This is a genomic window from Acidovorax delafieldii 2AN, assembly GCF_000175235.1.
Classification (GTDB): Bacteria; Pseudomonadota; Gammaproteobacteria; order Burkholderiales; family Burkholderiaceae_C; genus Acidovorax; species Acidovorax delafieldii_B.
Genome location: NZ_ACQT01000032.1, coordinates 1 through 26,990, shown reverse-complemented (window position 1 = coordinate 26,990; position 26,990 = coordinate 1). Strand labels below are relative to the sequence as shown.

Annotated in this window: 28 protein-coding genes; 13 read left to right on the top strand and 15 right to left on the bottom strand. The window is 65.6% G+C overall.

The features are described 5' to 3' along the window. The 10 genes from ACDELDRAFT_RS07310 to ACDELDRAFT_RS07265 form a co-directional block, all read left to right on the top strand. Positions 1-1,094, top strand: a 1,094-nt coding sequence (locus ACDELDRAFT_RS07310) for an ABC transporter substrate-binding protein (protein WP_040328376.1), incomplete at its 5' end; no start/stop codon positions are given. Positions 1,095-1,258: 164 nt separating this feature from the next. Further along, positions 1,259-3,193: an AMP-dependent synthetase/ligase gene (locus ACDELDRAFT_RS07305; protein ID WP_005795049.1), complete on the top strand. Its 1,935-nt coding sequence runs from the start codon at positions 1,259-1,261 to the stop codon at positions 3,191-3,193. A gap of 17 nt (positions 3,194-3,210) precedes the next feature. Next, on the top strand, positions 3,211-3,996 hold the full coding sequence (locus ACDELDRAFT_RS07300) for an ABC transporter ATP-binding protein (RefSeq protein WP_005795048.1): 786 nt from the start codon (positions 3,211-3,213) through the stop codon (positions 3,994-3,996). Between the two features lie 14 nt (positions 3,997-4,010). Then, positions 4,011-4,940 carry a branched-chain amino acid ABC transporter permease gene (locus ACDELDRAFT_RS07295; protein ID WP_005795046.1) on the top strand — a complete coding sequence of 310 codons (930 nt, stop codon included), beginning with the start codon at positions 4,011-4,013 and terminating at the stop codon, positions 4,938-4,940. A 28-nt stretch (positions 4,941-4,968) separates the two neighbouring features. Beyond that, on the top strand, positions 4,969-6,045 hold the full coding sequence (locus tag ACDELDRAFT_RS07290; protein ID WP_005795044.1) for a branched-chain amino acid ABC transporter permease: 1,077 nt from the start codon (positions 4,969-4,971) through the stop codon (positions 6,043-6,045). Between the two features lie 128 nt (positions 6,046-6,173). After that, entirely contained in the window at positions 6,174-7,502 is a 1,329-nt protein-coding gene (locus tag ACDELDRAFT_RS07285) for an ABC transporter substrate-binding protein (RefSeq protein ID WP_005795043.1), read from the top strand. Between the two features lie 225 nt (positions 7,503-7,727). Beyond that, complete coding sequence (locus ACDELDRAFT_RS07280) at positions 7,728-8,540, top strand: ABC transporter ATP-binding protein (RefSeq protein ID WP_005795041.1); 813 nt, start codon at positions 7,728-7,730, stop codon at positions 8,538-8,540. 223 nt (positions 8,541-8,763) lie between these two features. Further along, the gene (locus ACDELDRAFT_RS07275) at positions 8,764-10,011 is read left to right on the top strand and encodes a phenylacetate--CoA ligase family protein (protein ID WP_005795040.1); all 1,248 of its coding nucleotides are present in this window, start codon (positions 8,764-8,766) and stop codon (positions 10,009-10,011) included. Positions 10,012-10,267: 256 nt separating this feature from the next. Further along, entirely contained in the window at positions 10,268-11,245 is a 978-nt protein-coding gene (locus ACDELDRAFT_RS07270; protein ID WP_420042317.1) for a tripartite tricarboxylate transporter substrate-binding protein, read from the top strand. Positions 11,246-11,587: 342 nt separating this feature from the next. Next, positions 11,588-12,556 carry a Bug family tripartite tricarboxylate transporter substrate binding protein gene (locus ACDELDRAFT_RS07265; protein ID WP_085943598.1) on the top strand — a complete coding sequence of 323 codons (969 nt, stop codon included), beginning with the start codon at positions 11,588-11,590 and terminating at the stop codon, positions 12,554-12,556. Positions 12,557-12,577: 21 nt separating this feature from the next. Here the strand turns inward: ACDELDRAFT_RS07265 and ACDELDRAFT_RS07260 are convergent, their stop codons facing one another. From ACDELDRAFT_RS07260 to ACDELDRAFT_RS07250, 3 genes are all read right to left on the bottom strand, one after another. Then, positions 12,578-12,889, bottom strand: coding sequence for a DUF1840 domain-containing protein (locus tag ACDELDRAFT_RS07260; RefSeq protein ID WP_005795035.1), 312 nt, complete (start codon positions 12,887-12,889; stop codon positions 12,578-12,580). Next, a complete protein-coding gene (locus ACDELDRAFT_RS07255; RefSeq protein WP_040328373.1) occupies positions 12,850-14,163 on the bottom strand; it encodes a class I SAM-dependent methyltransferase in 1,314 nt (437 codons plus the stop codon). The genes ACDELDRAFT_RS07260 and ACDELDRAFT_RS07255 overlap by 40 nt, the downstream gene beginning before the upstream one ends. 339 nt (positions 14,164-14,502) lie before the next feature. Continuing rightward, complete coding sequence (locus ACDELDRAFT_RS07250; RefSeq protein WP_005795032.1) at positions 14,503-15,459, bottom strand: EamA family transporter; 957 nt, start codon at positions 15,457-15,459, stop codon at positions 14,503-14,505. Positions 15,460-15,529: 70 nt separating this feature from the next. On the opposite strand from ACDELDRAFT_RS07250, the gene ACDELDRAFT_RS07245 reads away from it, so the two are divergent. Next, complete coding sequence (locus ACDELDRAFT_RS07245) at positions 15,530-16,015, top strand: Lrp/AsnC family transcriptional regulator (protein ID WP_232504733.1); 486 nt, start codon at positions 15,530-15,532, stop codon at positions 16,013-16,015. Between the two features lie 75 nt (positions 16,016-16,090). Here ACDELDRAFT_RS07245 and ACDELDRAFT_RS07240 read toward each other — a convergent pair whose 3' ends face one another. From ACDELDRAFT_RS07240 to phnG, 12 genes are all read right to left on the bottom strand, one after another. Further along, positions 16,091-16,681, bottom strand: a complete 591-nt coding sequence (locus tag ACDELDRAFT_RS07240) for a phosphonate degradation HD-domain oxygenase (RefSeq protein ID WP_005795028.1) — start codon at positions 16,679-16,681, stop codon at positions 16,091-16,093. A 20-nt stretch (positions 16,682-16,701) separates the two neighbouring features. Further along, a complete protein-coding gene (phnE, locus tag ACDELDRAFT_RS07235) occupies positions 16,702-17,508 on the bottom strand; it encodes a phosphonate ABC transporter, permease protein PhnE (RefSeq protein WP_005795026.1) in 807 nt (268 codons plus the stop codon). A 76-nt stretch (positions 17,509-17,584) separates the two neighbouring features. Further along, complete coding sequence (phnD, locus tag ACDELDRAFT_RS07230) at positions 17,585-18,529, bottom strand: phosphonate ABC transporter substrate-binding protein (protein WP_005795024.1); 945 nt, start codon at positions 18,527-18,529, stop codon at positions 17,585-17,587. Between the two features lie 37 nt (positions 18,530-18,566). Next, positions 18,567-19,427 (bottom strand): phosphonate ABC transporter ATP-binding protein, encoded by an 861-nt coding sequence (gene phnC / locus ACDELDRAFT_RS07225; protein ID WP_005795023.1) that lies wholly within the window; start codon positions 19,425-19,427, stop codon positions 18,567-18,569. A 92-nt stretch (positions 19,428-19,519) separates the two neighbouring features. Then, positions 19,520-20,674, bottom strand: a complete 1,155-nt coding sequence (locus tag ACDELDRAFT_RS07220) for an alpha-D-ribose 1-methylphosphonate 5-triphosphate diphosphatase (protein WP_005795021.1) — start codon at positions 20,672-20,674, stop codon at positions 19,520-19,522. Next, the gene (phnL, locus tag ACDELDRAFT_RS07215) at positions 20,671-21,390 is read right to left on the bottom strand and encodes a phosphonate C-P lyase system protein PhnL (RefSeq protein ID WP_005795019.1); all 720 of its coding nucleotides are present in this window, start codon (positions 21,388-21,390) and stop codon (positions 20,671-20,673) included. Before phnL ends, ACDELDRAFT_RS07220 begins: the two co-directional genes overlap by 4 nt. Continuing rightward, positions 21,387-22,175 (bottom strand): phosphonate C-P lyase system protein PhnK, encoded by a 789-nt coding sequence (gene phnK / locus ACDELDRAFT_RS07210; RefSeq protein WP_005795017.1) that lies wholly within the window; start codon positions 22,173-22,175, stop codon positions 21,387-21,389. Before phnK ends, phnL begins: the two co-directional genes overlap by 4 nt. A gap of 3 nt (positions 22,176-22,178) precedes the next feature. Further along, positions 22,179-22,631, bottom strand: coding sequence for a GNAT family N-acetyltransferase (locus ACDELDRAFT_RS07205; protein ID WP_005795016.1), 453 nt, complete (start codon positions 22,629-22,631; stop codon positions 22,179-22,181). Then, on the bottom strand, positions 22,628-23,557 hold the full coding sequence (locus ACDELDRAFT_RS07200; protein WP_005795014.1) for an alpha-D-ribose 1-methylphosphonate 5-phosphate C-P-lyase PhnJ: 930 nt from the start codon (positions 23,555-23,557) through the stop codon (positions 22,628-22,630). Before ACDELDRAFT_RS07200 ends, ACDELDRAFT_RS07205 begins: the two co-directional genes overlap by 4 nt. Beyond that, a complete protein-coding gene (locus tag ACDELDRAFT_RS07195) occupies positions 23,554-24,666 on the bottom strand; it encodes a carbon-phosphorus lyase complex subunit PhnI (RefSeq protein ID WP_005795012.1) in 1,113 nt (370 codons plus the stop codon). The genes ACDELDRAFT_RS07200 and ACDELDRAFT_RS07195 overlap by 4 nt, the downstream gene beginning before the upstream one ends. A gap of 2 nt (positions 24,667-24,668) precedes the next feature. Further along, on the bottom strand, positions 24,669-25,295 hold the full coding sequence (gene phnH, locus ACDELDRAFT_RS07190; protein WP_005795010.1) for a phosphonate C-P lyase system protein PhnH: 627 nt from the start codon (positions 25,293-25,295) through the stop codon (positions 24,669-24,671). Continuing rightward, positions 25,292-25,798, bottom strand: coding sequence for a phosphonate C-P lyase system protein PhnG (gene phnG, locus ACDELDRAFT_RS07185; RefSeq protein ID WP_005795008.1), 507 nt, complete (start codon positions 25,796-25,798; stop codon positions 25,292-25,294). Before phnG ends, phnH begins: the two co-directional genes overlap by 4 nt. A gap of 75 nt (positions 25,799-25,873) precedes the next feature. On the opposite strand from phnG, the gene phnF reads away from it, so the two are divergent. Together phnF and ACDELDRAFT_RS07175 are read left to right on the top strand one after the other, a co-directional pair. Beyond that, a complete protein-coding gene (gene phnF / locus ACDELDRAFT_RS07180; RefSeq protein WP_005795006.1) occupies positions 25,874-26,638 on the top strand; it encodes a phosphonate metabolism transcriptional regulator PhnF in 765 nt (254 codons plus the stop codon). Continuing rightward, the coding region (locus tag ACDELDRAFT_RS07175; RefSeq protein WP_005795004.1) for a DUF1045 domain-containing protein at positions 26,628-26,990 on the top strand (363 nt) is incomplete at its 3' end. The genes phnF and ACDELDRAFT_RS07175, both read left to right, overlap by 11 nt.

Genomic DNA, 26,990 nt, shown 5'->3' with positions numbered 1-26,990 from the left:
GGCGCTGCCCTGGCTGGGGGTCTGCCGGCCTGCGCGCCCAGGAAGGCCCCGTGCGCATTGCGCAGTCCACCGCACTCACGGGCCCGCTGGGCGAGCTGGGCTCGGCCATGCACCAGGGCGCCAAGGCGGCCTTCGCCCTCATCAATGCCCGTGGCGGCGTGCACGGCCGCACCATCGAACTCACCACCCTGGACGACGCTTACGAAGTGCCCAAGGCGGTGGCCAACACCGACCGCTTTCTCGCCGACGGCAACTACTTTGCACTGTTCAACTGCATGGGCACGCCCATGATCGAGGCCATGCTGCCCAAGGTGGTCGACAGCGGTATGCCCTTCTTTGCGCCGTTCACCGGTGCGCAACTGAGCCGCACGACCGCCCGCAATGTGTTCAACATCCGCGCCAGCTACGCCGACGAAGCCGAGAAACTGGTGCAGCACCTCTCCACCATCGGCATCCAGCGCATTGCCGTGGTCTACCAGAACAACACTTTCGGCAAGGAAGTGTTCGATGCGGCCCGGCAATCCATGGACAGGCTCAAGCTGCCCGCCCCCACGGCGGTCACGGTGGAGAACAACGCATCGGATGCCGGTGCCGCAGCCACCGCGCTCGCACAGGCCAACCCCGAGGCCGTGGTCATCGGACTGGCAGGCAAGCCCACGCTCGAGTTCGTGAAAGCCTTTCGCGCCCTGCGGCGCGGCGTGGCGCTGTATGCGCTGTCGGTGATGGGCACTTCGGCCACCGTCAAGGCCCTGGGTGCCGATGCGACCGGCATGGCGATATCCCAGGTGGTGCCCCTGCCCTCGAACGTAGTGACGCCCGTGGTGCGCGATTTCCAGGCTGCCTGGAAAGCATCGGGGGCCACGGCCGAGCCCTCGCACCTGGCTCTGGAGGGCTACATCAATGCGCGCGTCTTCGCCGAGGCGCTGCAGCGTGCCGGGCGCAATCCCACGCGCGCCTCGTTCATTGACGCCACCTGGAATCTGAAGAAATGGGACCTGGGCGGCTTCGAGATCAACGCCACGACGCCCGAACGCAATGCTTCGCGTTTCGTCGAACTGACACTGGTGGGCCGGGATGGGCGATTCATCCGCTGACCGTGGCTGGCGAGGGTTTCACCCGATGAGGACTTTCCCGTAAATTGTCGTCCGAAAGACATCGCAACGTCAAAGTCGGTCCTAGCATCGACCCCAATGCACTGCCACAAGGCCGCGCCCCTGGCAGTCACCGGACTGACACCTCACCCTTACTAGGAACCGGAATGAAGACCACGTTCCCGCAACTGCTGCTCAAGCATGCTGCCGAGCGCCCCACGGCGCCGGCACTGCGCGAAAAAGAATATGGCATCTGGCAAACATGGAGCTGGAAGGACGCTGCCGAAACCGTGCGCCACATGGCCTGCGGACTGGCTGCGCTGGGGTTTCAGCGGGGGCAGAACCTGGCCCTGGTGGGCGACAACCGCCCCCATCTCTACATGGGCTTCATTGCCGTGCAGAGCCTGGGAGGTGTTCCCGTTCCCCTGTACCAGGACGCCGTGGCCTCGGAGATGGCCTTCGTCATGGAAGACGCCGAGGTCCGCTTTGTCTTCACCGAAAACCAGGAACAGGTCGACAAGCTGCTGGAAGTGCGCGAGACGCAACCGGCCATTGCACACATCATCTATGACGACCCGCGCGGCCTGCGCGACTACGACCAACCGGGCCTGATCAGCACCGAAAAGCTGCTCGCGCTGGGCGCCGAATGGGACCGCGCACACCCCGGCGCCTGGGAGGCCATGGTGGCGCAGAACCAGCCTGACGACGTGTCGGTCATCCTTTATACGTCGGGCACCACTGGCAAGCCAAAGGGGGTGTGCCAGACCCACGCCAGCTTCATCGCCTCGGCGCAGGGCGGGGTCGAGGTTGACGGCCTCAACCCGAACGACAACGTCATCTCGTACCTTCCGCCCGCATGGGTGGGCGACCACCTGTTCTCTGTGGCGCAATGGCTGGTGGCGGGCTTCACCATCAACTGCCCCGAGTCGGCAAGCACCGTGGCCATCGACCTGCGCGAGATCGGTCCCACCTACTACTTCGCACCACCGCGCGTGTTCGAAAGCATGCTCACGTCGGTCTCGATCCGCATGGAAGATGCCGCCCCCAGCAAGCGATGGCTCTATGCCAAGTGCATGGATCTGGCCCGCCGCGTGGGCGCTGACATCCTCGACGGCAAGCCCGTGGGCCTGTGGGACCGCATGCTGTACCGCCTGGGCGACATCGCCATCTACGGGCCGCTGCGCAACGTGCTCGGCCTATCGCGCCTGCGGGTGGCCTACACCGCGGGCGCCGCCATTGGCCCCGACCTGTTCCGGTTCTTCCGCTCCATCGGCATCAACCTCAAGCAGCTCTATGGCCAGACCGAGACCTGCGCCTACGTGTGCATCCAGAAGAACCGCCAGGTCAAGCTCAACACCGTGGGCCAGGCGGCGCCAGGCATCGAGCTCAAAATCGCCGACAACGGCGAGGTGCTGGTCAAGGGTGTGTCCGTGCTCAAGGAGTACTACAAGCGCCCCGACGCCACCGCCGAGGTGATCGATGCCAACGGCTACTTCCACACCGGCGATGCGGGCGTGCTCGACGAAGACGGGCACCTGCGTATCATCGACCGGGCCAAGGATGTGGGCAAGCTCAACACGGGGGCCATGTTCGCGCCCAACTACATCGAGAACAAGCTCAAGTTCTTCCCGCAGATCAAGGAAGTGGTGTGCTTCGGCCACAGCCGCGACCAGGTGTGCGCCTTCATCAACATCGACTACGAGGCCGTGGGCAACTGGGCCGAGCGCCAGGGCCTGCCCTACGGCGGCTACGTGGACCTGGCCTCCAAGCAGCAGGTGCTGCAGATGGTGGCGGACTGCATCGCACAGGTCAACGCCGACCTGGCCGCCGAAGCCGGCATGGCCGACACCCAGGTGGCGCGCTTTCTGGTGCTGCACAAGGAGCTGGACCCGGACGATGACGAGCTCACCCGTACCCGCAAGGTGCGCCGCAATTTCATTGCCGAGAAATACGGCGTCCTGGTGGACGCCCTGTATTCGGGCCGCTCCGAGCAGTTCATCGAAACCCAGGTCAAGTTCGAGGATGGCCGCACGGGCAGCGTGAGCGCCACGCTCAAGATCCTCGACGCCAAGATCCACGCGCCCGCCAAGGCCGCCGCCTGACCCACCGGAAGCAGCCCATGACCCAGAAAAAGATTGGCGACGTCATCCTGGACGTCAAGAACATCAGCCTGCGCTTCGGCGGCGTGAAGGCGCTGACCGACATCTCGTTCAACGTGCGCGAGCATGAGATCCGCGCCATCATCGGCCCCAATGGCGCGGGCAAGAGCTCCATGCTCAACTGCATCAACGGCGTCTACTCGCCGTCCGAAGGCTCGATCACCTTTCGCGGCAAGACCTTCGACCACATGAACTCGCGTCAGGTGGCCGAGATGGGCGTGGCCCGGACGTTTCAGAACCTGGCGCTGTTCAAGGGCATGAGCGTGATCGACAACATCATGACCGGCCGCAACCTCAAGATCAAAAGCAATCTGCTGCTGCAGGCGCTGCGCATCGGACCGGCCGAGCGCGAGGAAATCCGCCACCGCGAGTTCGTCGAGCACATCATCGACTTCCTCGAAATCCAGGCCTTCCGCAAGACCCCCGTGGGCCAGTTGCCCTACGGCCTGCAAAAGCGCGTGGACCTGGGCCGGGCCCTGGCCATGGAGCCGCAGGTGCTGCTGCTCGACGAGCCCATGGCGGGCATGAACGTCGAGGAAAAGCAGGACATGTGCCGCTTCATCCTGGACGTGAGCGCCGAGTTCGGCACCACCATCGTTCTGATCGAGCACGACATGGGCGTGGTGATGGACATTTCGGACCGGGTGGTGGTGCTCGACTATGGCAAGAAGATCGGCGATGGCACACCGGACGAAGTGCGCAGCAATGAAGACGTGATCAGTGCCTACCTGGGCACGAGCCACTAAGCGCGGAGAAACACATGGCATTCTTTCTGGAAACCCTCATTGGCGGCCTGATGGCCGGCATGCTGTATTCGCTGGTGGCACTGGGCTTCGTGCTGATCTACAAGGCTTCGGGCGTGTTCAATTTCGCGCAGGGCGCGATGGTGCTGTTCGCGGCGCTGGCCATGGCCCGCTTTGCCGAATGGCTCCCTGCCTGGACCGGCATCGACAACGCCATCGTCACCACCCTGATCGCTTTCGTGATCGCAGGCGTAGCCATGTTCGTGGTGGCGTGGCTGATCGAGAAACTGGTGCTGCGCCACCTGGTGAACCAGGAAGGCGCCACGCTGCTGATGGCCACGCTGGGCATCACCTACTTCCTTGAAGGCCTGGGCCAGACCCTGTTTGGCAGCGACATCTACAAGATCGACATCGGCATGCCCAAGGAACCCATCTTTGCGCTCGAATCGGTGTTCGAAGGCGGCATTCTGGTGAACAAGGAAGACATCATCGCCGCCGCCATTGCCGCCGCGCTGGTGGCGCTGCTGAGCGTCTTCTTCCAGAAAACCTCCACGGGCCGCGCGCTGCGCGCCGTGGCCGATGACCACCAGGCCGCGCAATCCATCGGCATCCCGCTCAACCGCATCTGGGTGATCGTGTGGTGCGTGGCGGGCGTCGTCGCCCTGGTGGCCGGGATGATCTGGGGCTCCAAGCTGGGCGTGCAGTTCTCGCTCACCACCGTGGCGCTGCGCGCACTGCCCGTGGTGATCCTGGGCGGCCTGACATCGGTGCCCGGCGCCATCATCGGCGGCCTGATCATCGGCGTGGGCGAGAAGCTCTCCGAGGTGTACCTGGGCCCCTATGTGGGCGGTGGCATCGAGATCTGGTTTGCGTATGTGCTGGCGCTGGTGTTCCTGCTGTTCCGCCCCCAAGGACTCTTCGGGGAAAAAATCATCGATCGCGTGTAACCCATAACAAGAACACAGGAGACAGACCATGCTCTACCGCGAAAACGGCCAGTTCAAGACCAACTACCGCGCCGACCAGGCCATCTTCCCCATCGCACAGGACCGCATCGCCATCGCGCTGATGCTGGCCGTGGCGTTCCTGGTGGTGCCCATGCTGGCCAGCGACTACATCTTCCGCGCCATCCTGATCCCCTTTGTGATCATGGCGCTGGCGGCCCTGGGCGTGAACATCCTGGTGGGGTACTGCGGCCAGATCTCGCTGGGCTCGGGCGCCTTCATGGCCGTGGGGGCCTATGGCGCCTACAACTTCTTCGTGCGCATTCCGGGGCTGCCCCTCATTCCGGCGCTCATCCTGGGCGGCCTGTGCGCCACCTTCTTCGGCATTCTGTTCGGACTGCCCAGCCTGCGGGTGAAGGGCCTGTACCTGGCCGTTGCCACGCTGGCCGCGCAGTTCTTCAGCGACTGGATGTTCCTGCGCATCAAGTGGTTCACCAACAATTCCGACTCGGGCTCGGTGTCGGTGAATGGGCTGCAGGTTTTCGGCATGCCCATCGAAAGCGCCACCAGCAAATACATCTTCTGCCTCGCCGTCCTGGTCGTGGTGGCCCTGCTCGCCAAGAACCTGGTGCGCGGCGCGATTGGCCGTGAATGGATGGCCATCCGCGACATGGACGTGGCGGCCGCGGTGATCGGCATCCGCCCCATGTACGCCAAGCTCAGCGCGTTCGCCGTGAGCTCCTTCATCATCGGCATGGCCGGTGCCCTGTGGGCCTTCGTGCACCTGGGTGCCTGGGAGCCCGCCGCGTTCTCGGTGGAGGTGTCCTTCCGGTTGCTGTTCATGGTGATCATCGGAGGGCTGGGCTCGATCATGGGCGGCTTCTTCGGCGCCGCCTTCATCGTGGTGCTGCCCATCGTGCTCAACCAGTTCCTGCCCGCCCTCATGGGCATGGTCGGCATCGAGATCTCGACGGCCGGCGTGTCGCACGCCGAACTGATGATCTTTGGCGCCCTCATCGTCTGGTTCCTGATCGTCGAGCCCCACGGGCTGGCCAAGCTGTGGTCGACTGCCAAGCAGAAGCTGCGGCTGTGGCCTTTCCCGCACTGAGCATCCCAGGCACGCGCTCAGGAAAGCACTTACTCGCAATTCCCGATAGCCACCCGCCACGTTGCCGCGTCCACTGCACATCTGGTCCTTTTTCCGTGCTTCAACACATTCATCCAAAGGAGACATCCATGAAGCTTTCGAAACTCATGATCGCCGCAGCGGTCGTCGCCGCTGGCGCGTCGTCCGTCGCTACCAGCGCCTTCGCGCAGGCCAAGGAACAGTTCTTCCCGCTGCTGTCCTACCGCACCGGCCCCTACGCGCCCAACGGCGTGCCATGGGCCAACGGCAAGCAGGACTACATCAAGATGATCAATGCCCGCGACGGCGGCATCAACGGTGTCAAGCTGACCTTTGAAGAGTGCGAAACCGGCTATGCCACCGACCGCGGCGTGGAGTGCTACGAGCGCCTCAAGAGCAAGCCCGGCGTCTCGCTGTTCGATCCCCAGGCCACCGGCATCACCTTCGCGCTGACCGAGAAGGCCCCCGTGGACAAGATCCCGCTGATGACGCTGGGCTATGGCCTGTCGGTCGCTCAGGACGGCCAGGCCTTCAAGTGGAACTTCCCCTACATGGGCAGCTACTGGACCGGCGCGGACATCCTGATCCAGCACATCGGCAAGACCGCCGGCGGCATGGACAAGCTCAAGGGCAAGAAGATCGCGCTGGTGTACCACGACAGCCCGTTCGGCAAAGAGCCGATCCCGCTGCTGCAAGAGCGCGCCAAGATGCATGGCTTCGAACTACAGATGCTGCCCGTCACGGCGCCTGGCGTCGAACAGAAGGCCACCTGGCTGCAGGTGCGCCAGAGCCGCCCCGACTACGTGCTGCTGTGGGGCTGGGGCGTGATGAACTCCACCGCCCTCAAGGAGGCGCAGGCCACGGGCTACCCACGCGACAAGATGTACGGCGTGTGGTGGGCCGGCGCCGAGCCCGATGTCCGCGACGTGGGCGACGGGGCCAAGGGCTACCACGCACTGGCGCTCAACGGCTACGGCACGCAATCCAAGGTCATCCAGGACATCCTCAAGAACGTGCACGACAAGGGCCAGGGCACGGGTCCCAAGGAGGAAGTGGGCTCGGTGCTGTACACGCGCGGCGTGATCATCCAGATGCTGGCCGTCGAGGCCGTGCGCCGCGCGCAAGAGCGCTTCGGCAAGGGCAAGGTCATGACCGGCGAGCAGGTGCGCTGGGGCATGGAAAACCTGGCCCTCGACCAGAAGAAGCTGGACGCCCTGGGCTTCAAGGACCTGATGCGCCCCCTGTCCACCAGCTGCGCCGACCACATGGGTTCCACCTGGGCGCGCGTGCACACCTGGGATGGCAAGAAGTTCAACTTCTCGTCCGACTGGTACCAGGCCGACGAGCAGATCCTCAAGCCCATGGTGAAGGCAGGCGCTGACAAGTACCTGGCCGACAAGAAGATGACGCGCCGCGATGCGGCGGACTGCCAGTCTTGAGGGCATCCCCCTGAGGCGCTGCGCGCCTTCCCCCTTCTCTCCGAGCGCTTCGCGCTGCGGGAAGGGGGACAACGCCAGCGCTGCGGGGCGGCCCTTGCACGGCGGCCCTGGCCTGAGCAGCGACAGTTTTTTGGGCCAGTGAACAAGCGGTTGTCCCGTGGGGCAGCCGCCAATCCAAAGGGTTGCGTAGGCAGCTTTTTGGATTGGCATAGCGAAGGCAACACCATGGACTCCAACAGCAACATCGTTCTCAACGTCAACGGCATCGAAGTCATCTACAACCACGTGATCCTGGTGCTCAAGGGCGTCTCGCTGCAGGTGCCCGAGGGCAGCATCGTGGCCATTCTGGGCGGCAACGGTGCGGGCAAGACCACCACGCTGCGTGCCATCTCCAACCTGCTCAAGGGCGAACGCGGCGAGGTCACCAAGGGCTCGATCGAGCTGCGCGGCGAGCGCATCGAGAACCTTTCGCCCGCCGACCTGGTGCGGCGCGGCGTGGTGCAGGTCATGGAAGGACGCCACTGCTTCGCCCACCTGACCATCGAGGAGAACCTGATGACGGGCTCGTACACCCGCGCCAGCAAGGCCGAAGTGGCGGCCAACCTGGAGAAGGTCTACAACTACTTTCCGCGCCTCAAGACCCGCCGCACCTCGCAGGCGGCCTACACATCGGGCGGCGAGCAGCAGATGTGCGCCATCGGCCGCGCCCTCATGGCCAACCCCAGCGTGGTGCTGCTCGACGAGCCCTCGATGGGCCTGGCCCCGCAGATCGTGGAAGAGGTGTTCAACATCGTCAAGGACCTGAACGCCAAGGAGAAAGTCACTTTCCTGCTGGCCGAGCAGAACACCAACATGGCACTCAAATACGCCGACTACGGCTACATCATGGAAAGCGGCCGCGTGGTGATGGACGGCGCAGCCACCGACCTGGCCAACAACGAGGACGTGAAAGAGTTCTACCTCGGCGTGGGCGGCGGCGAACGCAAGAGTTTCAAGGACGTCAAGAGCTACAAGCGGCGCAAGCGCTGGTTGGCGTAGCCCCCTGTGTCGCCTTCGGCGCCTTCCCCCCGAGGGTGGGACGCCACCAGCGCGGCGGGGCGGCCCTTGCGCGGTGGCACTGGGCCTCGGCAGCGCCCGTTTTCAGCGGCCGTGCATTTTTCAACCACGACCTCAAGCACTCTTAATTTCATAGCTGCTTGCGCTTGATGGATAAGCGCTAGAGGCAAATTTCACTTAAACCACCTCACAAGGAACCCCAGGCATGAGCACGTTCTATGACGCCCTGGAAACCCGCAGCCCTGCAGAGCGCGAAGCGGCCCTGATGGCCGCGCTGCCGCAGCAGATCGCCCATGCCCAGAAGGCGTCGCCCGCGTTTGCCAGCATCCTCGCCGGCGTGGATGCCGCCGCCATCACCAACCGCGCGGCGCTGGCGCAGTTGCCCGTCACGCGCAAATACGAGTTGCTGGAGCGGCAGCAGGCGCAGCGCACCAGCAATGTCTTCGGCGGCTTCAGTACATTGGGCTTTGGGGCAGGCATGCCGCGCGTGTTCGCCAGCCCCGGCACCATCTACGAGCCCGAGGGTACGCGGCGCGATTACTGGCGCATGGCCCGTGCGATCCACGCGGCGGGCTTCCGGCCGGGGGAGCTGATCCACAACAGCTTCAGCTACCACTTCGTGCCGGCGGGCTCGATGATGGAGACCGGCGCGCACGCACTCGGGTGCACGGTATTCGCCGGCGGCACGGGCCAGACCGAGCAACAGGTGCAGGCCATGGCTGAGCTGCGGCCCGCGGGCTATATCGGCACGCCCAGCTTCCTCAAGATCATTGTGGAGAAGGCCGCCGAGCTGGCGGTGCCGTTGCCCTCGGTGACCAAGGCACTGGTGTCTGGCGAGGCGTTCCCACCCTCGCTGCGCGACTGGTTTGCCGAACGCGGCATCGCAGGCTACCAGTGCTATGCCACGGCCGACCTGGGCCTCATTGCCTACGAAACCAGTGCGCGCGAAGGCCTGGTGCTGGACGAAGGCGTGATCGTCGAGATCGTGCGCCCCGGCACCGGTGACCCCGTGCCCGAAGGCGAGGTGGGCGAGCTGGTGGTCACCACGCTCAACCCCGACTATCCGCTCGTGCGCTTCGGCACGGGCGACCTCTCGGCTGTGCTGCCCGGCACCTGTCCCACGGGGCGCACCAACACCCGCATCAAGGGCTGGATGGGCCGCGCTGACCAGACCACCAAGGTGCGCGGCATGTTCGTGCACCCCGGTCAGGTCGCCACCATTGCGCGCCGGTTCCCGCAAGTGCTGCGGGCACGGCTCGTGGTGAGCGGCGAGATGGCCAACGACCAGATGGTGTTGCAGGTCGAGACCCACGAAACAGCCGAAGGCCTGGCCCACCAGCTCGCGGAAGCCGTGCGTGAAGTGACCAAGCTGCGCAGCGAGGTGCAGATGGTGGCCCCGGGCACCCTGCCCAATGACGGCCGCGTCATCGAGGACGCGCGCAGCTACCGCTGAGGCCGCGCACCCGGCGCGGGTTGCGCCAGCGCAAACGCCGGGCAAAAAAACTGCCCGGCCACTGGGCACGAGAGCCACGGTGTTTACCCTGATTCAAGCTCCACTATTGATAGCACAACATACCCGGCCCATAAGCGCTAGCGGCGCTGCAGGCTCCAAGGCATCGTCCCTGCGCGCTACGTGTTTTCCGCAGTGAAACCGCGAAGGCCCTGGCTATCATGGCGCGTCAAAAATCAAGGAGCCTTCCGTGAAAAAAATGCTGAAACTCGCACTGGTTGCCGCTGCAGCCGCCGCCGCACTGGGTGCACACGCCCAGGACTATCCGGCCAAGGACAAGGTGGTGACCCTGGTGGTGCCCTTCACTGCGGGCGGCCCCACCGACCGCGTGGCGCGTGACCTGGCCGAAGCCCTGCGCAAGCCGCTGGGTGCCAACGTGGTGGTGGACAACACGGCAGGGGCCGGCAGCACGATCGGCGCCGCCCGCGTGGCCCGCGCCACGCCCGACGGCTACACACTGCTGCTCAACCACATCGGCATGTCCACCATGCCCGCGCTGTACCGCAAGCTGCCCTTCAGCGTGCCGAACGATTTCGAGTACCTGGGGCTGGTGAACGACGTGCCCATGACCCTGATCGCGCGGCCCAACATCCCGGCGAACAACATGAAGGAACTCATGGCCTGGATCGCGCAGAACAAGGGCAAGATCAACCTGGGCAACGCCGGCCTGGGCGCTGCGTCGCACCTGTGCGGCCTGCTGTTCCAGAACGCCGTCAAGGTCGAGATGACCACGGTGCCCTACAAGGGCACGGCGCCGGCCATCACCGACCTGATCGGCGGCCAGATCGACCTTTTGTGCGACCAGACCACCAACACCACGTCACAGATCGAAGCGAAGAAGGTCAAGGCCTTTGCCGTGACGACCTCCAAGCGCCTCACGACGCCGGCGCTGAAAGACCTGCCCACGCTGGCGGAGTCGGGCCTCAAGAATTTCGAAGTGACAATCTGGCACGGCCTGTATGCGCCCAAGGGCACGCCTGCCGCCGTTGTCACGAAGATCAATGACGCCCTGAAAGTAGCCCTCAAGGACCCCGACTTCATCAAGAAGCAGGAAGGCCTGGGCGCCGTGGTGGTGACCGACAAGCGCGTGGAGCCTGCCGAGCACAAGAAGTTCGTGCAGGCCGAAATTGACAAGTGGGGGGCCATCATCAAGGCCGCCGGCACTTACGCCGACTGACCTCGGGCCGCCTGCGGCGCCACAAGCCACCTCGCCCCGGGCCAGGTGGCTTTTTTGTGGGCGAAGCGGTGGGCGGCACACGCGACAGCGCCCATGGCCATGGGCCCATGCCCCTGCCACCGTGGCGCAAGCGTTCTTTGGCACATGCGCTGGAACACGGGGCGGCCAGCAAATTTCCCACCGCCTTTTGTTCCGCTCGCCCGCTACGTGGTTGGGGTTATCCACCTGCACCGCAAGGCGCGGTGGGCGTAGAACCGGGCCATAGACACCACCCCGAAAAGGACGCCCATGGCCCCGTTCACATCCCTGCACCGCAGGCACAGTCTTGGCGCACTGGCCGCCATGGCGCTGTGCTGCACCGTCGCGCTGCCAACGGCCCACGCCCAGGGTGCGTGGCCGACCAAGCCGGTGCGCATCGTGGTGCCCTTTGCGCCGGGCGGCACCACCGATATCCTGGCACGCGCGCTGGTGCCCGACCTCAGCCGCGCGTTCGGCCAGCAGTTCATCGTGGACAACCGCGCCGGCGCGGGTGGCAATGTGGGCGCCGAGATCGTGGCCAAGTCGCCGGGCGACGGCTACACCCTGCTCATGGGCACCGTGGGCACGCATGGCATCAACCGCGCGCTGTACGCCAAGCTGCCCTACGACCCCATCAAGGATTTCGTGCCCATCACGCTCGTGGCTGCGGTGCCCAACGTGATGGTGATGAACGCCGACAAGGCCAAGGCCCAGGGCATCGCCAACGTGCAGGACTTCATCCGCGTGGCCAAGGCCAATCCGGGCAAGCTGAACATGGCTTCAAGCGGCAACGGCACGTCGATCCATCTGGCCGGAGAGCTTTTCAAGAGCATGACCGGAACCTACATGCTGCACCTGCCTTACCGAGGCTCGGGCCCCGCCCTCATGGACATGGTGGCTGGCAACGCGGACGTGATGTTCGACAACCTGCCCTCATCGATGGCGCAGATCAAGGCCGGCAAGCTGGTGGCGCTTGCGGTGACCAGCAGCCAGCGCTCGGGCGCCCTGCCCGACGTTCCCACGGTCGAGCAGGCAGGAGGGCCGGCGCTCAAAGGTTATGAGGCCAGTTCGTGGTTCGGTCTGCTGGCACCGGCAGGCACGCCGTCCGATGTGGTCAACCGCATTCAGCAGGAAGTCGCCAAGGCCCTGGCCTCACCGGCCATGAAAGAGCGCCTGCTGGCCCAGGGCGCCATTCCCGGCGGCAACACGCCCGCCGAGTTCGCCCGCCACATTGACAACGAGCACCGCAAATGGGCGGGAGTGGTCAAGGCCTCGGGCGCCAAGGTGGATTGACGGGCCAGGGTATCGCGCGCCTCAGGCGCCCCAGACCACGTCGCGCTCTTCGGCCACCGAGCGGCGCAGCATGTCCAGGAAGGGTGCCGCGCGCTGGCGAAGGTGCACGGCATCGGCGCGCTCCGTGCCATCGTCTTCAGTTTCCTGGGCGGCGGCCAGTGCCTCATCGGCCAAGACGGCGGCCTCCAGTGCGGACACTGCAGCAGGAATCTGCGCGGCCGTGATGATGCCGCTGGGGCCCGGCGTCTTGCCGATGATCTCGAGGATCTGGCGCCCGTGGGGTTCAAGCATGATCAGGTCGGGCGCAGCCCTGGATTTGAATTTGTAGAGCATGTGTCGCAGGCTTTGGAGTACATGTAGTCGCGTGTGAACGGATAGACCGATTGTGCGCCGGCAAGTGTGCCCGAACCCACGGCGCCATCCGGGTGGATTGCCAGCATCTGGTGCAGCGCCATCCACCCCCGCTCGAAGCCAAGCGCGCTGCCCGCCAGGTACAGGCGGTAGGCACGCAAGGCCTTGTCCGCGCGCTCGGGGCCCGCCTGCATCAAGGCTTCGCGCGCGGGTGCCAGCGCCGCTTCGAGCGCATCGGACCAGGCCCACAGCGTGCGCGCGTAGTGAGGGCGCAGGTTCTCGGTGTCGACCATCTCAAGGCCGGCGCGCGCCATGTCGTGCAGCACGGCGCTGGCATGCAGCAGCTCTCCGCCTGGGAAGATGTATTCCTCGATGAAGTCGCCCATGCCTGCGCCCAGCTGGGCGTTGTCCACACCGCCGGCGGTGATGCCGTGGTTGAGCAGCAGGCCCCCCGGGCGCAGCAAGGCCCGCACCGTCGCGAAGTACGACGGCATGTTGGCCCGGCCCACATGCTCGAACATGCCCACCGAGGCCACTTTGTCGAAAGGGCGTTCGGCCTGGAACTGGCGGTAGTCGCACAAGTGCATGCGCACCCGCCCCTCAAGGCCCCGCGCCTCGATGAGGCGCTGAACATGGGCATGCTGGTTGCGCGAAAGCGTGATGCCGGTGGCGTCCACGCCGTAATGCTCTGCCGCCCACAGCAGCAGGCCGCCCCAACCCGCGCCAATGTCCAGGAAGCAGTCGCCCGGCTGCAGGCACAGCTTGCGGCAAATCAGATCGAGTTTTGCCTCCTGGGCCTGCGCCAAGGTCATGGCCGGGTCGGAGAAATAGGCGCATGAATACACCCTGCGCGGGTCCAGCCACAGTGCGTAGAACGCGTCGGACAGGTCATAGTGGAACTGCACATGGCGCGCGTCGTGCTGGAGAGTGTGCGCCGCCATCGAACGCGCCCGCACCAGTACGCGGCCCCACCATGGATTGCCTTGCTCTTGCGCGGGGTTGTGGGTGAGCAGCCCCGCAGCCGCGGCCATCAGTTGGCGCATGCTGCCTTCCAGCGCCACCTTGCCTTCCACAATGGCAGCCCCGACGCGGCCGATTTCACCCGTCGCCAGGGCCACCAGCGCCATGCGGTCCCTGAAGCGCAGCGTGACGTCCGCATTGCGCGCACCCAGTTGCTGCCCGGCAGGCAGTTGAACCGCCATGCGGACAGGCAGCGCCTCGAGCCGCCCTTCAAGGATGTGCAGCAAGTGCTTCATGGAGGGCATTCTTCGAGCAGCTTGCCACCACGTCAACACCTCGGCCAGCGCCAATGCGCCCCGGCAGGTGGATCACCCCGCCCGAATCGCCCGCGCCAGCAGGCACGCGGCGTCCGGCGTGGCCGCATGGGGCGCACCGACAGAGGATCAGCGTACTGCTGCCGGCCGGCGCCGCAATTGCAAGCGAGCCGTGGATGCTCTTACCTTTGGTTTCATGGCGACAAGGTAGTCAGGCCAGGGAACGGCCCACAAGTCAGCCAAATTAACCACGGCTGTCGCATCTGGGGCCGCCCAACGCCGACGTTGATGGACTTGGGCCGGCGCATGCTGGCTCGGCTCTCAAGCCGAGGGCCGCTCCCAAGGCCGGGCCGCAGGCAACCGGCGCCAGCCCGCCCACCAGGCCTGCATCGCCGGCCCATAGAGGATGAGGGCCAGCGCTGCTGCCACCAGCGGCAACGCAGCAAACACCCAGCCCGTCAGGCGCTCGCCGCCCAGGGCCACTCCAACCAGCAAGGCCACCGCCGGATTCACGAATGAATAGCTCCCCGCCAGCGCCGCCGTGGTGTTTTGCAGCAGCCATAGGTAGGCGTTGAGCGCGACCAGGGTGCCGAAGACCAGCAAATAGCTCCATGCTGCCCACGACGCGGCGCTGACCAGGGCCAGGGCACCCAGCGGCTCCGTCCACAAGGCCACGCCCAAGCCCATGGCGCCGCCAGTGAGCCACTGGGCCGCTGCCGCCATGGCCGGCCCCGGTAGCGAGATTCTGCGCGACGCGTAGGAACCGATGCTCCAGCACAGGGGCGCGCCGAAGGCCAGCAAAGCGCCCAGCCACGTGGCAGAGAAATCCCCCTCCATCGCCAGAAGCAGGGTGCCCGCCACACCGAGCACCAGCCCGATCCAGGTGGGGGCGGCAATGCGTTCACCGCCCCAGCGCGACCACAGCGCAAGCCACATCGGCATGGTGGTCACCACGGTGGCCATCAAGCCCGAGCCGATGCCCAGCTTTTGCGCAAAGCCGATCAGGTTCATGGCCAGAAAAACCATGAGTCCTCCGACCAGGGCCGAGTTGCGCCACTGCACGGCCGTGGGCAGCGCATGGCCCTGCCACAAAGCAACGATGAGCATGACGCCCCCCGCGCACATGAAGCGGATGGCATTCATCAAGAGCGGCGGCATCGTCTGCAGTGCCATGCCGATGGCGAAATAGGTCGTCCCCCACACGATGTACACCAGAAGCAAGGCCACCGCGACCAACGCACGGCGAGGCACGGCTTGCGCATTGAAATTTGCCGGCATATTCTTCACCTGACCGAATAATTTATGGAAACCACAACGGTTTCGGAATTTATACCGAAGTAGCGCTGCGATGCAAGCAAATATTCAGACAGATGATATAGATGCAAGAATTATTTCGGCCCTTGGAACAGATGGCCGACGTTCTTATGCCGACATTGGAGCAGAGGTGGGCCTTTCCACCGCTGCAGTGCACGAGCGCGTGAAGAAGATGCTGGACAAGGGCGTGATCCGGCGCTTTTCCATCAGCGTCGACCCCGAGCGCGTGGGACTGAGCTTCACGGCGTTCGTGGCCATCCGCAACGATGGCGGCATCCACTGCCGTGACGTGGCCCCCCGGCTGCGCGCCATGCCGCAGGTGGAAGAATTGCACAGTGTGGCGGGCGAGTACGATTTTCTGGCCAAGATACGCACCACGCATGCGCGTGCGCTCGAAGATGTGATCTACGAGATCAAGGCGATCGCCGGAGTGGCCCGCACAACGAGCACGGTGGTGCTCAATACCGAGTTTGAAGACCGGCCGCTGGACCTGGGCTGGCTGCACGAGGCAAGCACCTGACAGTGGTGTGCAGGCTCACCGGCAGAGCTTCAGACCTGCCGGCCTTCGAATGCCGTCCCCAAAGGCGTGCCGCGCTCAGCCCCCGGTCTTAGTCTTACCTTGCCCTGCAGCGGCCAACGCATGCCGCGCAGCCACCGAGGCCAGCGTGGCCATGAAATGTTCGAACGGCGGCGTCGCCCGGCCGGGCACCTTGGCGGCATCGTCAAAGCGGCGCAGCCGGATGGCTTCCATGGCAAACGGCTGGGCAGCAAACTGCGCAGCATCTTCCACCGCGTAGGCTCCACCCTGCAACGCCAGGCTTTGCCGGGACGCTGGAGACAAGCCCTGCCAGTACCCGGGCTCCATGGTGCACAGGTAACGTTTGGCGTCGACATGCATGCGAACGGGCTCCAGCACCGCCGGTGGCAGCAGGGCACGCAAAAAGGGCAGCGCCACGTACTGGTGCAGGCCGTCGCGCCCGCCGGCGTCCGTCTCGCCCGAGGGCATCAGCAGATGCCCGATATCGTGCAGCAGGGCCGCGGCCACTGTCTCGGGCGTCTCGCCCGCCAGCTCGGCCAGGTGGGCGCATTGCAATGCATGCTCGAGCTGGCTGACGGCTTCGCCGCCATACTGCTCCCGGCCGCGGGTGGCCAGCACATGCGATATATCGACAAGACTCAATGCCATGTTTTCCTCCGCTGCCGGCTTCAGACCAGCGCCTTGCGGATGCGCGCCGACACCACGTCAATGGCACTTACCGTGACCACGATGATGAGCATCACTGCGCAGGTTTCGGCATATTGGAATCCGCGGATGATTTCCCACAGCACCACGCCAATGCCGCCCGCGCCCACCATGCCCACCACGGATGCGGAACGCACGTTGGCTTCGAAACGGTAGAGCGTGAAGGAAATCCACAGCGGCATCACCTGTGGGATCACGCCGTAGATGATTTCGTGCAAGGCACTGGCCCCGGTCGACCGAATGCCCTCTACGGGCTGGGGGTCGATGGCTTCGACCGCCTCGGAAAACAGCTTGGCCAGCGTGCCGGAGGTATGGATCCACAGCGCCAGCACACCAGCGAAAGGCCCCAGTCCCACGGCCACCACGAACAGCATGGCAAATACCATTTCGTTGATGGCACGGAAGGCATCGAGCACGCGGCGCACCGGCTGGTACACCCACCACGGAACGATGTTGGACGAGGCCAGCAACGCCAGTGGCACGGCGGTCAACACCGCCAGGGCCGTGCCCCACAGCGCGATCTGCAAGGTGACCAGCATCTCCTGCACGTAGAGCTGCCACTGCGCAAAGTTGGGCGGGAAGAACTCCGCCGCATACCGCGCCATGTTGCCAGAATCCTGCAGCAGGTCGAGCGGACGCATGTCCGCGCCTTTCCACGAGGCGGCCAGCAGCACCAGCAGAATGCCCCAGGACAGGTACCAGCCCAGGCTGCGCTTGGGCGCGGCGGCATGGGCCAGTGTTGTGAGCGAAGGGGTCAGAGCAGAAGACATGGGATATACCTGCGGTCACCAGGGCGGTGGGAAAGGCCGGGATCAGCCGCCCACCGCTGGCAAAGAAGTGACGTGCTTACTTCAGCGAAGCCAGTTGTTGGTCGATCTCGGCCAGGCGCGTCTTCTTGTCGGCCTCCGCCAACGTGCTGTCGGCCTCGATCTTGTTGCGCTTGCCGAACAGGTCGAGCTGGCGGATCGGAATGAGCTGCGCATTGCTCGACGGCTTGAATCCCGACAGCTTGGAGATCTTCATCACGACCTCCTTCTCGCGCGCATCGGTCTTGGCGTAGTTGTAGAAAAAATTCTTGATTTTCGTCTTGGTGGCCTCGGGCAGCTCCTTGTGCATCACCAGGGGGTCGAGCGCGATGAGGGGCGAGGTCCAGACGATCTTGATGTCCTTGAACTTCTCGGGCTGGCGTTCCTTGATCTTGTCGAGGTTTTCGCTGTTGTTGGTGGCCACATCGACCTGCTTGTTGGCCACAGCCAGGGCATTGGTCTCATGGTTGGCGCTGCGCACGATCTTGAAATGCGTCTTCACGTCCACCTTGTTCTGCGCGAAGGCGTAATAGCCCGGCACCAGAAAGCCCGAGGTGGAGTTGGGATCACCATTGCCGAAGCTCAGCGACTTGCCGTTCTTGAGCACGTCGTCCAGCGTGGCCAGCGGGCTGTCCTTGTGCACGATGAGGTGAGAGTAATAGCCCTGCGTTCCGTCGGCGTTGACCATCTGCGCGAAGACTTCGCCGTTGGCGCGGTCCACCGCTTCCATGGCCGACTTGTTGCCCAGCCAGGCCACCTGCACCTTGTTGAAGCGCATGCCTTCGATGATGCCGGCATAGTCGGGCGCGAAGAACGCCTTGATCTTGAGGCCGGTCTGCTTGGCCATGTCGTCCAGCAGGGGCTGCCAGTCGGCCTTGAGGTTCTGCGTGGCTTCGGTGGAGATGATGCCGAAGTTGATGTCCTGGGCAAAGGCCCCCGTCATGCCGAGGCCCAGGGCCATGGCTGCGCACAGTTTCTTGATCATGAAAACTCCCGTGAATGGAAAGAGCAAAAGGAAAACATCAGGTGGCCTGGGCCAGCGGCGGCATCCAGCCTGCAGTCGGTGCGGCGGCAGGCGTGGCAGCCGCCGGCAAAGGGTGGGCGCCGGTCAGGATCTCCTCGGCCTGGACGCCATAGAGCTCACGCAGCAACTCCGGCGTCAGCGCAGCAGAGGTGCCGTCGTACACCACGCGCCCCTGGTGCAGCGCCACCACGCGGGGGCAGTATTTGATGGCCACATCCACCTGGTGCAATGACACGATGACGGTGCTGCCGTCTTCGCGGTTGATGCGCGCCAGAATGTCCATGACCTTGCGCGACGACTCGGGGTCCAGCGAGGCAATGGGCTCGTCAGCCAGCACCACCTTGGCGCCCTGCACCAGCGTGCGGGCAATGGCTGCGCGCTGCTGCTGCCCACCCGACAGGGTGGATGCGCGCTGGGCGTGGCAGTCGGCGATGCCGACGCGGGCCAGCGCCTCGAGCGCGAGTGCACGCTCCTGAGGCCTGAACAGCCGCAACCAGCCGCGCCAGCGCGGCGTGCGGTGCAGCAGGCCCACCAGCACATTCATGAGCACCGGCAGGCGATCCACCAGGTTGAACTGCTGGAACACGAAACCCACCTGCGAACGTACCTGGCGGATATCGCGGTGGATGCGCCCGCCCTGCTGAACGCAACGGCCATCCACCTCGATCAGAGATTCGCTCGCGCTGTCCGCCACCACCAGCCCCGCCACGTGGCGCAACAGGGTCGATTTGCCCGATCCGGAGGCGCCGATCAACGCCACCATCTCGCCGCGCTGTACGGTCAGGTTGATGTCGCGCAACGCATGCTTGCCGTTTGCAAAATGCTTGTTCAGTTGCTGGATGCGAAGCGCTGGAGACATCACGGATTCCTCAAGTCGTCTAGACAACCCAGTGTGCGGGCGGTACGTGACATGGGTTTGACAGTTGCAAGAAGTTTGGGTGTCACCCGGTGTCAGAGCACCCGGGCGCCCTCGCGCCACACGCCCCGCACCACCGCCTGTTGCGTGCCGTCCGACAGCTCGGCCATGTGCACCTGGATCAGGTCGGCCCGCAGCCCGTGCGCCAGTTCCCCCCGGTCGGCCATTCCGGCCGAGCGAGCGGGGTTGCGTGTCACCGTGGCCACCGCCTGTGGAAGGGTCAGGATGCCGTCGTGCACCAGACGCATCACGGCACTCAGCAGGCTGCCCGGCACGTAATCGGACGACAGGATGTCGAGCAGGCCTTGGCGCGCCAGATCAGCCGCTGCCACATTCCCCGAGTGCGAGCCTCCGCGCACGACGTTGGGGCCGCCCATGACGGTGAGCAGGCCGCGCTCATGCGCGGCACGCGCAGCAGCCAGCGTGGTCGGAAATTCCGACATCGCTGCGCCCTCGGCATGGGCCTGCTCCACGTGCGCCACGGTGGTGTCGTCATGGCTGGCCAGCGAGATGCCATGCGTGCGGCAGTAGTCAACAAAGTAAGCCCGGTGGGGCTGGGCGTACTGCGCCTGTAGTGTGGCCGCGTGCGCCACCTGGCGCTCGAACTTCTCGGTGCTCCAGCCCTTCTTGCCGGTGTAGTAGGTACGCGCCTGTTCGATGTCTTCCCATTGGCGCTGGCCGGGAGTGTGGTCCATCAGCGAAATCAGCGACAGGCGGGGGTGCGCATGGAAGGGCTCGAACAGGTCGATGGTGTTGGGCGCAGGCAGTTCGCAACGCACATGCAGATGGTGGTCGGCCCGAAGCAGGTTGCGCTCGGTGCAGGTGTCGATGGTGTCGAGCACCCGGTTCCACGCGCTGCCGCGCAGGCTCTCGGCATCGGCCTCGCCCACCCCGAGTGCGTCCAGCACCGTGGTGATGCCGGCGGCGGCGATCTCGGCATCGTGCGCCAGCAGCGCGGGCATTTCGGCCCACTGCACCTTGGGACGCGGCATGAGGTGGCGCTCGAAATTGTCGGTGTGCACTTCCACCAGGCCTGGCAGCAGGTAGTCGCCGCCCAGGTCGATGCCCTCCGGGGCCATGGTGGCGCCCGTGTCCACCGAGGCAATGCGCCCCCCCTCTGCGCGCAATGAGCCCCGCACCACCTCGCCCGGCAGCACCATGCGGGCATTCTTGAACACGGTAGCGGTCATGGTGCCACCTCCCGGAACTCACCCACGTTCACGCGGCGCGTGGCCACGGCGGCGCCCACATTGGCGTCGTGAAAAATCCCCACCAGGGCAGCTCCGCGTTGCACGGCTTCGTGGATGAGTGCAATCACGGTCTCGGTGTTGGCGGCATCCAGCGATGCCGTGGGCTCATCCAGCAGCAACAGCGGCTTGGGCTTGATCATGTTGCGCGCAATATTGATGCGCTGCTGCTCTCCCCCCGAGAACGTGGCCGGCGGCAGGTGCCACAGGCGTTCCGGAATGCGCAGGCGCACCAGCCACTGGCGCGCCTGCTCGCGTGCCGCCTCCAGCGCACAAGCGTCGTCCCGAGCGTCTTCGGCCAGCGGCTCGGCCACCACATCCAGCGCCGACACACGGGGAATCACGCGCAGGAACTGGCTGACATAGCCAATGGTGTCGCGGCGCAACTGCACCAGCGTGCGGGGCGTTGCCTGCGTGACATCCACCGCCGCGCCACCGGGAGGCTGCACCGTGATGCTGCCCGCGTTGGCGCGGTAGTTCGCGTAGATCATCTTGAGCAGCGTGCTCTTGCCCATGCCCGAAGGTCCGTCGAGTACCACGCATTCACCGGAGCTCACGGCAAGGTCTACGTGGCCCAAAACGGGAAGCTCGATGCCGTTCTGGTGGTGCAGGGTGAAGCGCTTGGCCACCCCTTTCATCTGAAGGATGGGATGGGTCATGGCTGCAGTACCGAAGAAACGAGAAGCTGGGTGTAGGGATGCTGGGGGTCGTCCAGCACCTGGTCGGTGAGCCCGGACTCGACCACACGGCCGCGCTGCATCACCACCATCCGGTGCGCCAGCAGGCGCGCCACCGCGAGGTCGTGCGTGACGATGATGGCGGCCAGTTGCATCTGCCGCGTGAGCTGGCGCAGCATGTCCAGGAGGCGCGCCTGCACCGAAACATCCAGGCCCGAGGTGGGCTCGTCCATGAACACCAGGCGTGGCTGCGTGACGAGGTTGCGGGCAATCTGCAGCCGCTGGCGCATGCCGCCCGAGAAAGTGCGGGGCGCATCGTCAATGCGCGCGGGGTCAATCTCCACGCGCTGCAGCCAATCGGCAGCGGTGCTGCGCAGGCGGCCGTAGTGGCGCTCACCCAGGCCCATCAGACGCTCGCCCACGTTGGCGCCGGCCGACACGTCCATGCGCAGGCCGTCCGCCGCGTTCTGGTGCACGAAACCCCAATCGGTGCGCGCCAGCAGGCGCTGCTGGGCTTCGGTCATGGCAAAGACATCCTGCAAGGCACCGTCGCGGCCGCGAAACTGCACGCTGCCCGCGTCGGGGGCGCTGCGCGCCGCCACAGCGTTGAGCAGGGTGGACTTGCCCGAACCGGATTCGCCGACCACGGCCAGCACTTCGCCGGGCCACAGGTCAAATGACGCGTCTTGCAGCGCCACACGGTCGCCATAGCGCTTGCAGATGCCGCGCACGCTCAGCAAGGGGGAGGTTGAATCAGGGGTGTCCATGTCTCAGGTCTCGATCACAAAGCTGAGGCCGTGCTGCGCAAAGCCCAGGGATTCATAAAAGGCGTGTGCCGCCGTGCGCTTGGCGTTCGACGAGAGGGCGAGCTTGTAGCAGCCGGCCGCGCGCGCTTGCTGGACGGCGTGGGCCATCATGTGGCGGCCAATGCCCTGCCCTTGGCGGCCCGGTGCCACCACCACATCTTCGGCAATGGCCGATGGGGCGCCACGGTGCGCCAGGTTGTGCATGACCAGCAGGGCATAACTGCCGACCACGGCATCCCCCTGATCCGCATCGCACGCCACCCACAGGCGGTAGCTGGGGTAGCGCGCAAACTCGGCCAGCATGGCGCGGGCCTCGTCCAGCGAGAGCACTTGCTGCGGACTGTCTTCGATGCCTTCGTACAGTGCCAGCACATCCTCCAGATCGGCCGCAGTGGCTTCGCGGATGGTGATGCTCATGGCGCCTCCGCCACACCCATGCCTGCCAGGGACCCGTCCTGCTGCGCGGCCTGGCGCTCTTGGCAGTAGTCGGAATCCGAGCACACATGCATGCGGGTGCCCTGGTCGTCGGTGATCACCTCATCGAGGAAGCTGTCGGTCGCCCAGCACAGCGCACAGGCCGCATCCCAGCGCTGCACTTCGAACGGATGGTCTTCAAAGCCCAGGCTTTCCACGGGCGTGTAGGGCGGCACGGCGTAGATGCGCTTTTCGCGACCGGCCCCGAACAACTGCAGCGCCGGGTTCATGTGCAGCTTGGGGTTGTCGAACTTCGGAATCGGCGATGGCGACATGACATAGCGGCCGTTCACCAGCACCGGGTAGTCGTAGGTGGTGGCGATGTGGCCATAACGCGCGATGTCTTCGTAAAGCTTCACGTGCATCAGCCCGTATTCGGCCAGGCCGTGCAGGGTGCGGGTTTCGGTTTCGCGGGGTTCCAGCCGCTGCATGGGCTCGGGCACCGGCACCTGGTACACGAGAACCTGGCCTTCGGTCAGCGGGGTTTCCGGAATGCGGTGGCGCGTCTGGATCAGCGTGGCATCGACTGTGCGCGTAGTGGTGGCCACGCCCGTGGTGCGCTCAAAGAAGCGACGGATATTGACGGCATTGACCGTGTCGTCCGATCCCTGGTCGATGACCTTGAGGCAGTCCTGCGGCCCGATGATCGACGCCGTCACCTGGATGCCGCCAGTGCCCCAGCCGTAAGGCAGCGGCATCTCGCGCGAGCCGAAGGGCACCTGGTAGCCGGGAACAGCAACCGCCTTCAGGATGGCGCGGCGAATCATGCGCTTGGTGCGTTCATCCAGGTAGGCGAAGTTGAAGTGGTCGTCCGCAGGGGCTGCCTCGGCGGGAAGCCCCATCACGGTGGGCTCATGGGGTGCATTCATGCGTCGTCTCCTTGCACAGGGTCGGAAGTGGCCGCGAGCGACGCGGCGCGCATCTTGCGCACCAGCTCCAGCTCTGCCTGAAAATCCACGTAGTGCGGCAGCTTCAGGTGCTGCACGAAGCCCGAGGCTTCGAGGCTGTCGCTGTGCGAAAGCACGAACTCCTGCATCTGCGCCGGCGAGTTGATGGCTTCGCCCAGCTCGTCGGCCCGCAGGGCGCGGTCCACCAGGCTCATTGCCATGGCCTTGCGTTCGCTGTGGCCGAATGCCAGCCCATAGCCGCGCGTGAACTGTGGCGGGCTCGACTTGCTGCCGGCGAACTGGTTCACCATTTCGCACTCGGTAAGCTCGATGTCGCCAATGGAGATCGCAAAGCCCAGCTCTTCGGGCTCGATCTCCACGGCCACCGTACCCAGGCGCACCTCGCCCACGAAGGGGTGGGAGTGCGAATAGCCCCGCTGGGTGGAATAGGCCATGGCAAGCAGAAAGCCTTCGTCACCACGTGCCAGGTTCTGCAGCCGCGTGGCGCGGTCGGCCGGAAAGCGCAGGGGCTCGCGCGTGAGATCTCCGGGCATGGGATCGCCCGGGGGTGCCGTGCGGGTTTCGATCAGGCCCTCCTGGTTGAGCAGGTCCACCACGCGGGGGCTGGGCTCGGCTTGCGCCGTCGTTGGCGCGGTGAGCGCAGGGCCATCGGCCGCTGCACCCTGGGCCAGCAACGCGAAGTCAAGCAACCGCTGCGTGTAGTCGTAAGTGGGGCCCAGCACCTGCCCGCCGGGCAGATCCTTGAAGGTGGCGGAAATGCGACGGTCCAGCACCATGCCGGCGGTGTCCAGAGGGCATGTGGTGCCAAGGCGCGGCAACGTGGCACGGTAGGCCCGCAGCAGGAAGATGGCCTCGACCAGATCACCCGACGCCTGCTTGATCGCCAGGGCCGCCAGTTCGGGGTCGTACACCGAGCCTTCGGTCATCACGCGGTCCACGGCCAGCTTGAGCTGCTGGCGGATCTGCGCCACCGACAGCTCAGGCAGTGCAGGGTCGCCCCGGCGCTGCTCGGCCAGCAAGCGGTAGCTGTTGAGAATGGCGGACTCTCCGCCCTTGACGGCTACATACATGCTCAGGCCTCCATGGCGGATGCGATGCGGGTGGTGCGCGGCAGCCCCGCAATGTGGGTCGCCGTGGCCAGCAGCACGTCCACGCCGCGCGGAAACGCGGCGTGGTTGTCGGCCCACTGGCGCTCGAAATCGGCAGGCAGGCCGTCGACCCGGAGGTGCCGTGCAATCTGGATGCCGGGGCCACTCAGGCGCCAGGCTCCATTGACCTCTTCCCCCACGGTCAGCCGGTCCACATCCATGACGCAGGTGGCCGACTGGTCAGGATAGGCGTCACTGCCCTGCGCAAATGTGGCCAGGGGCGGAACGGCGTCACCTTGTGCCACCCAGGCAAAGCGGGCCAAGCCCGGGCTGTGCACCAGTTGGCAGCCCGTGTGAAAGCGCAGCCACAGACCGGCATCGCTGGCCGCCAGGCGTGGCGAAAGCCACAGCGCGCAATCGCTGTCGAGCAGGGCCAGCAAGGCAGCAGCCGAAGCGCCGTGGCCTGCGGCAGGCACCTCGGCATCATGGGCCAGATGCACCGGCTGGCCGGGCTGCGACAGCGCCTGCAAGACAGCACGGAACACCGTCTGGCTGCCCAGCGCTTCGCTGGAGAATCCCGCACCCAGTGCGGACAAAGCACTGGCGGTCATTCCGAGTCCTCCTCGTCAGTACCTGCGCTTTCGCGGGCCACCGTGAAGAAATCCACCTTGGTGCTGGCGGCGCGTACGCTGCGGCGCATCTGGACATCCGCGAGGTGCCTGCGCACCGGTTCAAGCAGGGTCGCATCGAGTGCCGCGTGCTGCGCAGGGTCTTGCAGCAAGGCGTCGGCCAACGCAGCCAGATGCACGTGGCGCTGCGAACGCCCCAGCACATAGCCCACACCCACGGCGGCTTCATCGGCGCCAGCCTCGACGCGCAACGCGCAGCGGGTGACCGTGATTTCACCCAGGTTGAAACGCTCGCCCGTGCCACCCGCGCGGCCCTGCACCATCATCAGACCCGTTTCGGGAGCACGCAGCCAACGCGCGGGCCGACCCAGGTGTTCGTGCAGCGCCGGCTCCAGCAGGTCGAGCGGCGCACGGGCCAGCAGCGCCATCCATTGCGCCCGCTCGGGTGGCCTGCCGGCGCCAGCGTTGTCAAAGGCTTGAAACATGAAAGTGATACCCTGAAAGTTGTATAGACAAATTGAACAACTCGCGCCAGCTTAAAGAGCGCTCATGTAGGTTTCATGACAGCCAGCCCATCGACCCTTCTTTCGTCCGCCGCGCCGCCGCGCCCCGCGCGGGACAGCTTCTGGACCCGCATCGCCGCCGAGCTGGCCGAGGCCATCGGCAGCGGCATCTACCCACCCGGCCAGCGGCTGCCGTCCGAGCACGCGCTGGCCGAGCAGTTCGGCGTGAACCGCCACACCATCCGCCGTTCGCTGGCCGCCCTGTGCAACCAGGGGCTGGTGCGCATCACGCAAGGCAGTGGCACTTACGTGGAAGACTTTGCGGTGGACCTGGTGCTGGGCAAACGCACGCGCCACCAGCAGGGCCTGGCACAGGCCGGCCTGCGGGGCAGCCTGGTGGTGGTGCACGAACAGGTGCTGCCTGCCACGGCGGCGCTGGCCAAGGCCTTGCAGGTGCCCGCGCGCAGCAAGGTGCTGGCGTTGCGCGTGGTAGGCAACGCCGAAGGCCAGCCCCTGCATGTGAGCGAACGCTATTTCCCCCTGCCCCGTTTCGAGAGGCTGGCCGCCGTGGTGCGGGAAACCGGCTCCATCACGGCGGGCTTCGCCGCCCACGGCGTGGCCGACTACACCCGCCGCGAAAGCCGCATCACCGCCGAACTGCCGGACACTCAGGTGGCCGCCGAACTGCGCCAGCCCGCCAGCCGCCCCGTACTGCTGGTGGAAAGCCTGAACGTGGACACCGCCGGCGCTCCCATCGAATGGGCCCGCGCCTGGTTCGCGGGTGACCGCGTCAAACTGACCATTGCACACGATGAGCACTGAACCCACCTCCGCGCACCGCTACGCGGTGTATTTCGCCCCCGCCCCCGGCACCCTGGGCTGGCTCGCCGGCAGCCACTGGCTGGGCCGCTGCGCCGCGCAGCTGGAACCGCTGCCCCAGCTGGACATCGCGGGGGTGCCAAAGGAAGATCTGCACCGCCTGACGGCCGCGCCCCGACGCTACGGCTGGCACGCCACGCTCAAGGCACCTTTCTCATTGGCGCCGGGCGTGGACTGGATCGCGCTGCACCAGGCCGTGCAGGCCGTCGCGCGCAACCTGCAGCCGTTCACGCTGCCGCCCATGCGCGTGGCACGCCTGGACGATTTTCTGGCGCTGGTGCCCATGGCATCGGCC

Bases quoted from the DNA above. Each gene is read 5' to 3' on its own strand.
- phnC (WP_005795023.1), bottom strand. From the start codon at position 19,427: ATGTCTCCAGCGCTTCGCATCCAGCAACTGAACAAGCATTTTGCAAAC.
- ACDELDRAFT_RS07205 (WP_005795016.1), bottom strand. From the start codon at position 22,631: ATGAGCATCACCATCCGCGAAGCCACTGCGGCCGATCTGGAGGATGTG.
- phnG (WP_005795008.1), bottom strand. From the start codon at position 25,798: ATGTTTCAAGCCTTTGACAACGCTGGCGCCGGCAGGCCACCCGAGCGG.
- ACDELDRAFT_RS07245 (WP_232504733.1), top strand. From the start codon at position 15,530: ATGCAAGCAAATATTCAGACAGATGATATAGATGCAAGAATTATTTCG.
- phnK (WP_005795017.1), bottom strand. From the start codon at position 22,175: ATGGACACCCCTGATTCAACCTCCCCCTTGCTGAGCGTGCGCGGCATC.
- ACDELDRAFT_RS07220 (WP_005795021.1), bottom strand. From the start codon at position 20,674: ATGACCGCTACCGTGTTCAAGAATGCCCGCATGGTGCTGCCGGGCGAG.
- ACDELDRAFT_RS07295 (WP_005795046.1), top strand. From the start codon at position 4,011: ATGGCATTCTTTCTGGAAACCCTCATTGGCGGCCTGATGGCCGGCATG.
- ACDELDRAFT_RS07250 (WP_005795032.1), bottom strand. From the start codon at position 15,459: ATGCCGGCAAATTTCAATGCGCAAGCCGTGCCTCGCCGTGCGTTGGTC.
- phnF (WP_005795006.1), top strand. From the start codon at position 25,874: ATGACAGCCAGCCCATCGACCCTTCTTTCGTCCGCCGCGCCGCCGCGC.
- phnD (WP_005795024.1), bottom strand. From the start codon at position 18,529: ATGATCAAGAAACTGTGCGCAGCCATGGCCCTGGGCCTCGGCATGACG.
- ACDELDRAFT_RS07305 (WP_005795049.1), top strand. From the start codon at position 1,259: ATGAAGACCACGTTCCCGCAACTGCTGCTCAAGCATGCTGCCGAGCGC.
- ACDELDRAFT_RS07275 (WP_005795040.1), top strand. From the start codon at position 8,764: ATGAGCACGTTCTATGACGCCCTGGAAACCCGCAGCCCTGCAGAGCGC.
- ACDELDRAFT_RS07300 (WP_005795048.1), top strand. From the start codon at position 3,211: ATGACCCAGAAAAAGATTGGCGACGTCATCCTGGACGTCAAGAACATC.
- ACDELDRAFT_RS07240 (WP_005795028.1), bottom strand. From the start codon at position 16,681: ATGGCATTGAGTCTTGTCGATATATCGCATGTGCTGGCCACCCGCGGC.
- ACDELDRAFT_RS07260 (WP_005795035.1), bottom strand. From the start codon at position 12,889: ATGCTCTACAAATTCAAATCCAGGGCTGCGCCCGACCTGATCATGCTT.
- ACDELDRAFT_RS07280 (WP_005795041.1), top strand. From the start codon at position 7,728: ATGGACTCCAACAGCAACATCGTTCTCAACGTCAACGGCATCGAAGTC.
- ACDELDRAFT_RS07290 (WP_005795044.1), top strand. From the start codon at position 4,969: ATGCTCTACCGCGAAAACGGCCAGTTCAAGACCAACTACCGCGCCGAC.
- ACDELDRAFT_RS07200 (WP_005795014.1), bottom strand. From the start codon at position 23,557: ATGAATGCACCCCATGAGCCCACCGTGATGGGGCTTCCCGCCGAGGCA.
- phnH (WP_005795010.1), bottom strand. From the start codon at position 25,295: ATGACCGCCAGTGCTTTGTCCGCACTGGGTGCGGGATTCTCCAGCGAA.
- ACDELDRAFT_RS07270 (WP_420042317.1), top strand. From the start codon at position 10,268: ATGCTGAAACTCGCACTGGTTGCCGCTGCAGCCGCCGCCGCACTGGGT.
- phnL (WP_005795019.1), bottom strand. From the start codon at position 21,390: ATGACCCATCCCATCCTTCAGATGAAAGGGGTGGCCAAGCGCTTCACC.
- ACDELDRAFT_RS07255 (WP_040328373.1), bottom strand. From the start codon at position 14,163: ATGAAGCACTTGCTGCACATCCTTGAAGGGCGGCTCGAGGCGCTGCCT.
- ACDELDRAFT_RS07285 (WP_005795043.1), top strand. From the start codon at position 6,174: ATGAAGCTTTCGAAACTCATGATCGCCGCAGCGGTCGTCGCCGCTGGC.
- ACDELDRAFT_RS07265 (WP_085943598.1), top strand. From the start codon at position 11,588: ATGGCGCTGTGCTGCACCGTCGCGCTGCCAACGGCCCACGCCCAGGGT.
- phnE (WP_005795026.1), bottom strand. From the start codon at position 17,508: ATGTCTTCTGCTCTGACCCCTTCGCTCACAACACTGGCCCATGCCGCC.
- ACDELDRAFT_RS07195 (WP_005795012.1), bottom strand. From the start codon at position 24,666: ATGTATGTAGCCGTCAAGGGCGGAGAGTCCGCCATTCTCAACAGCTAC.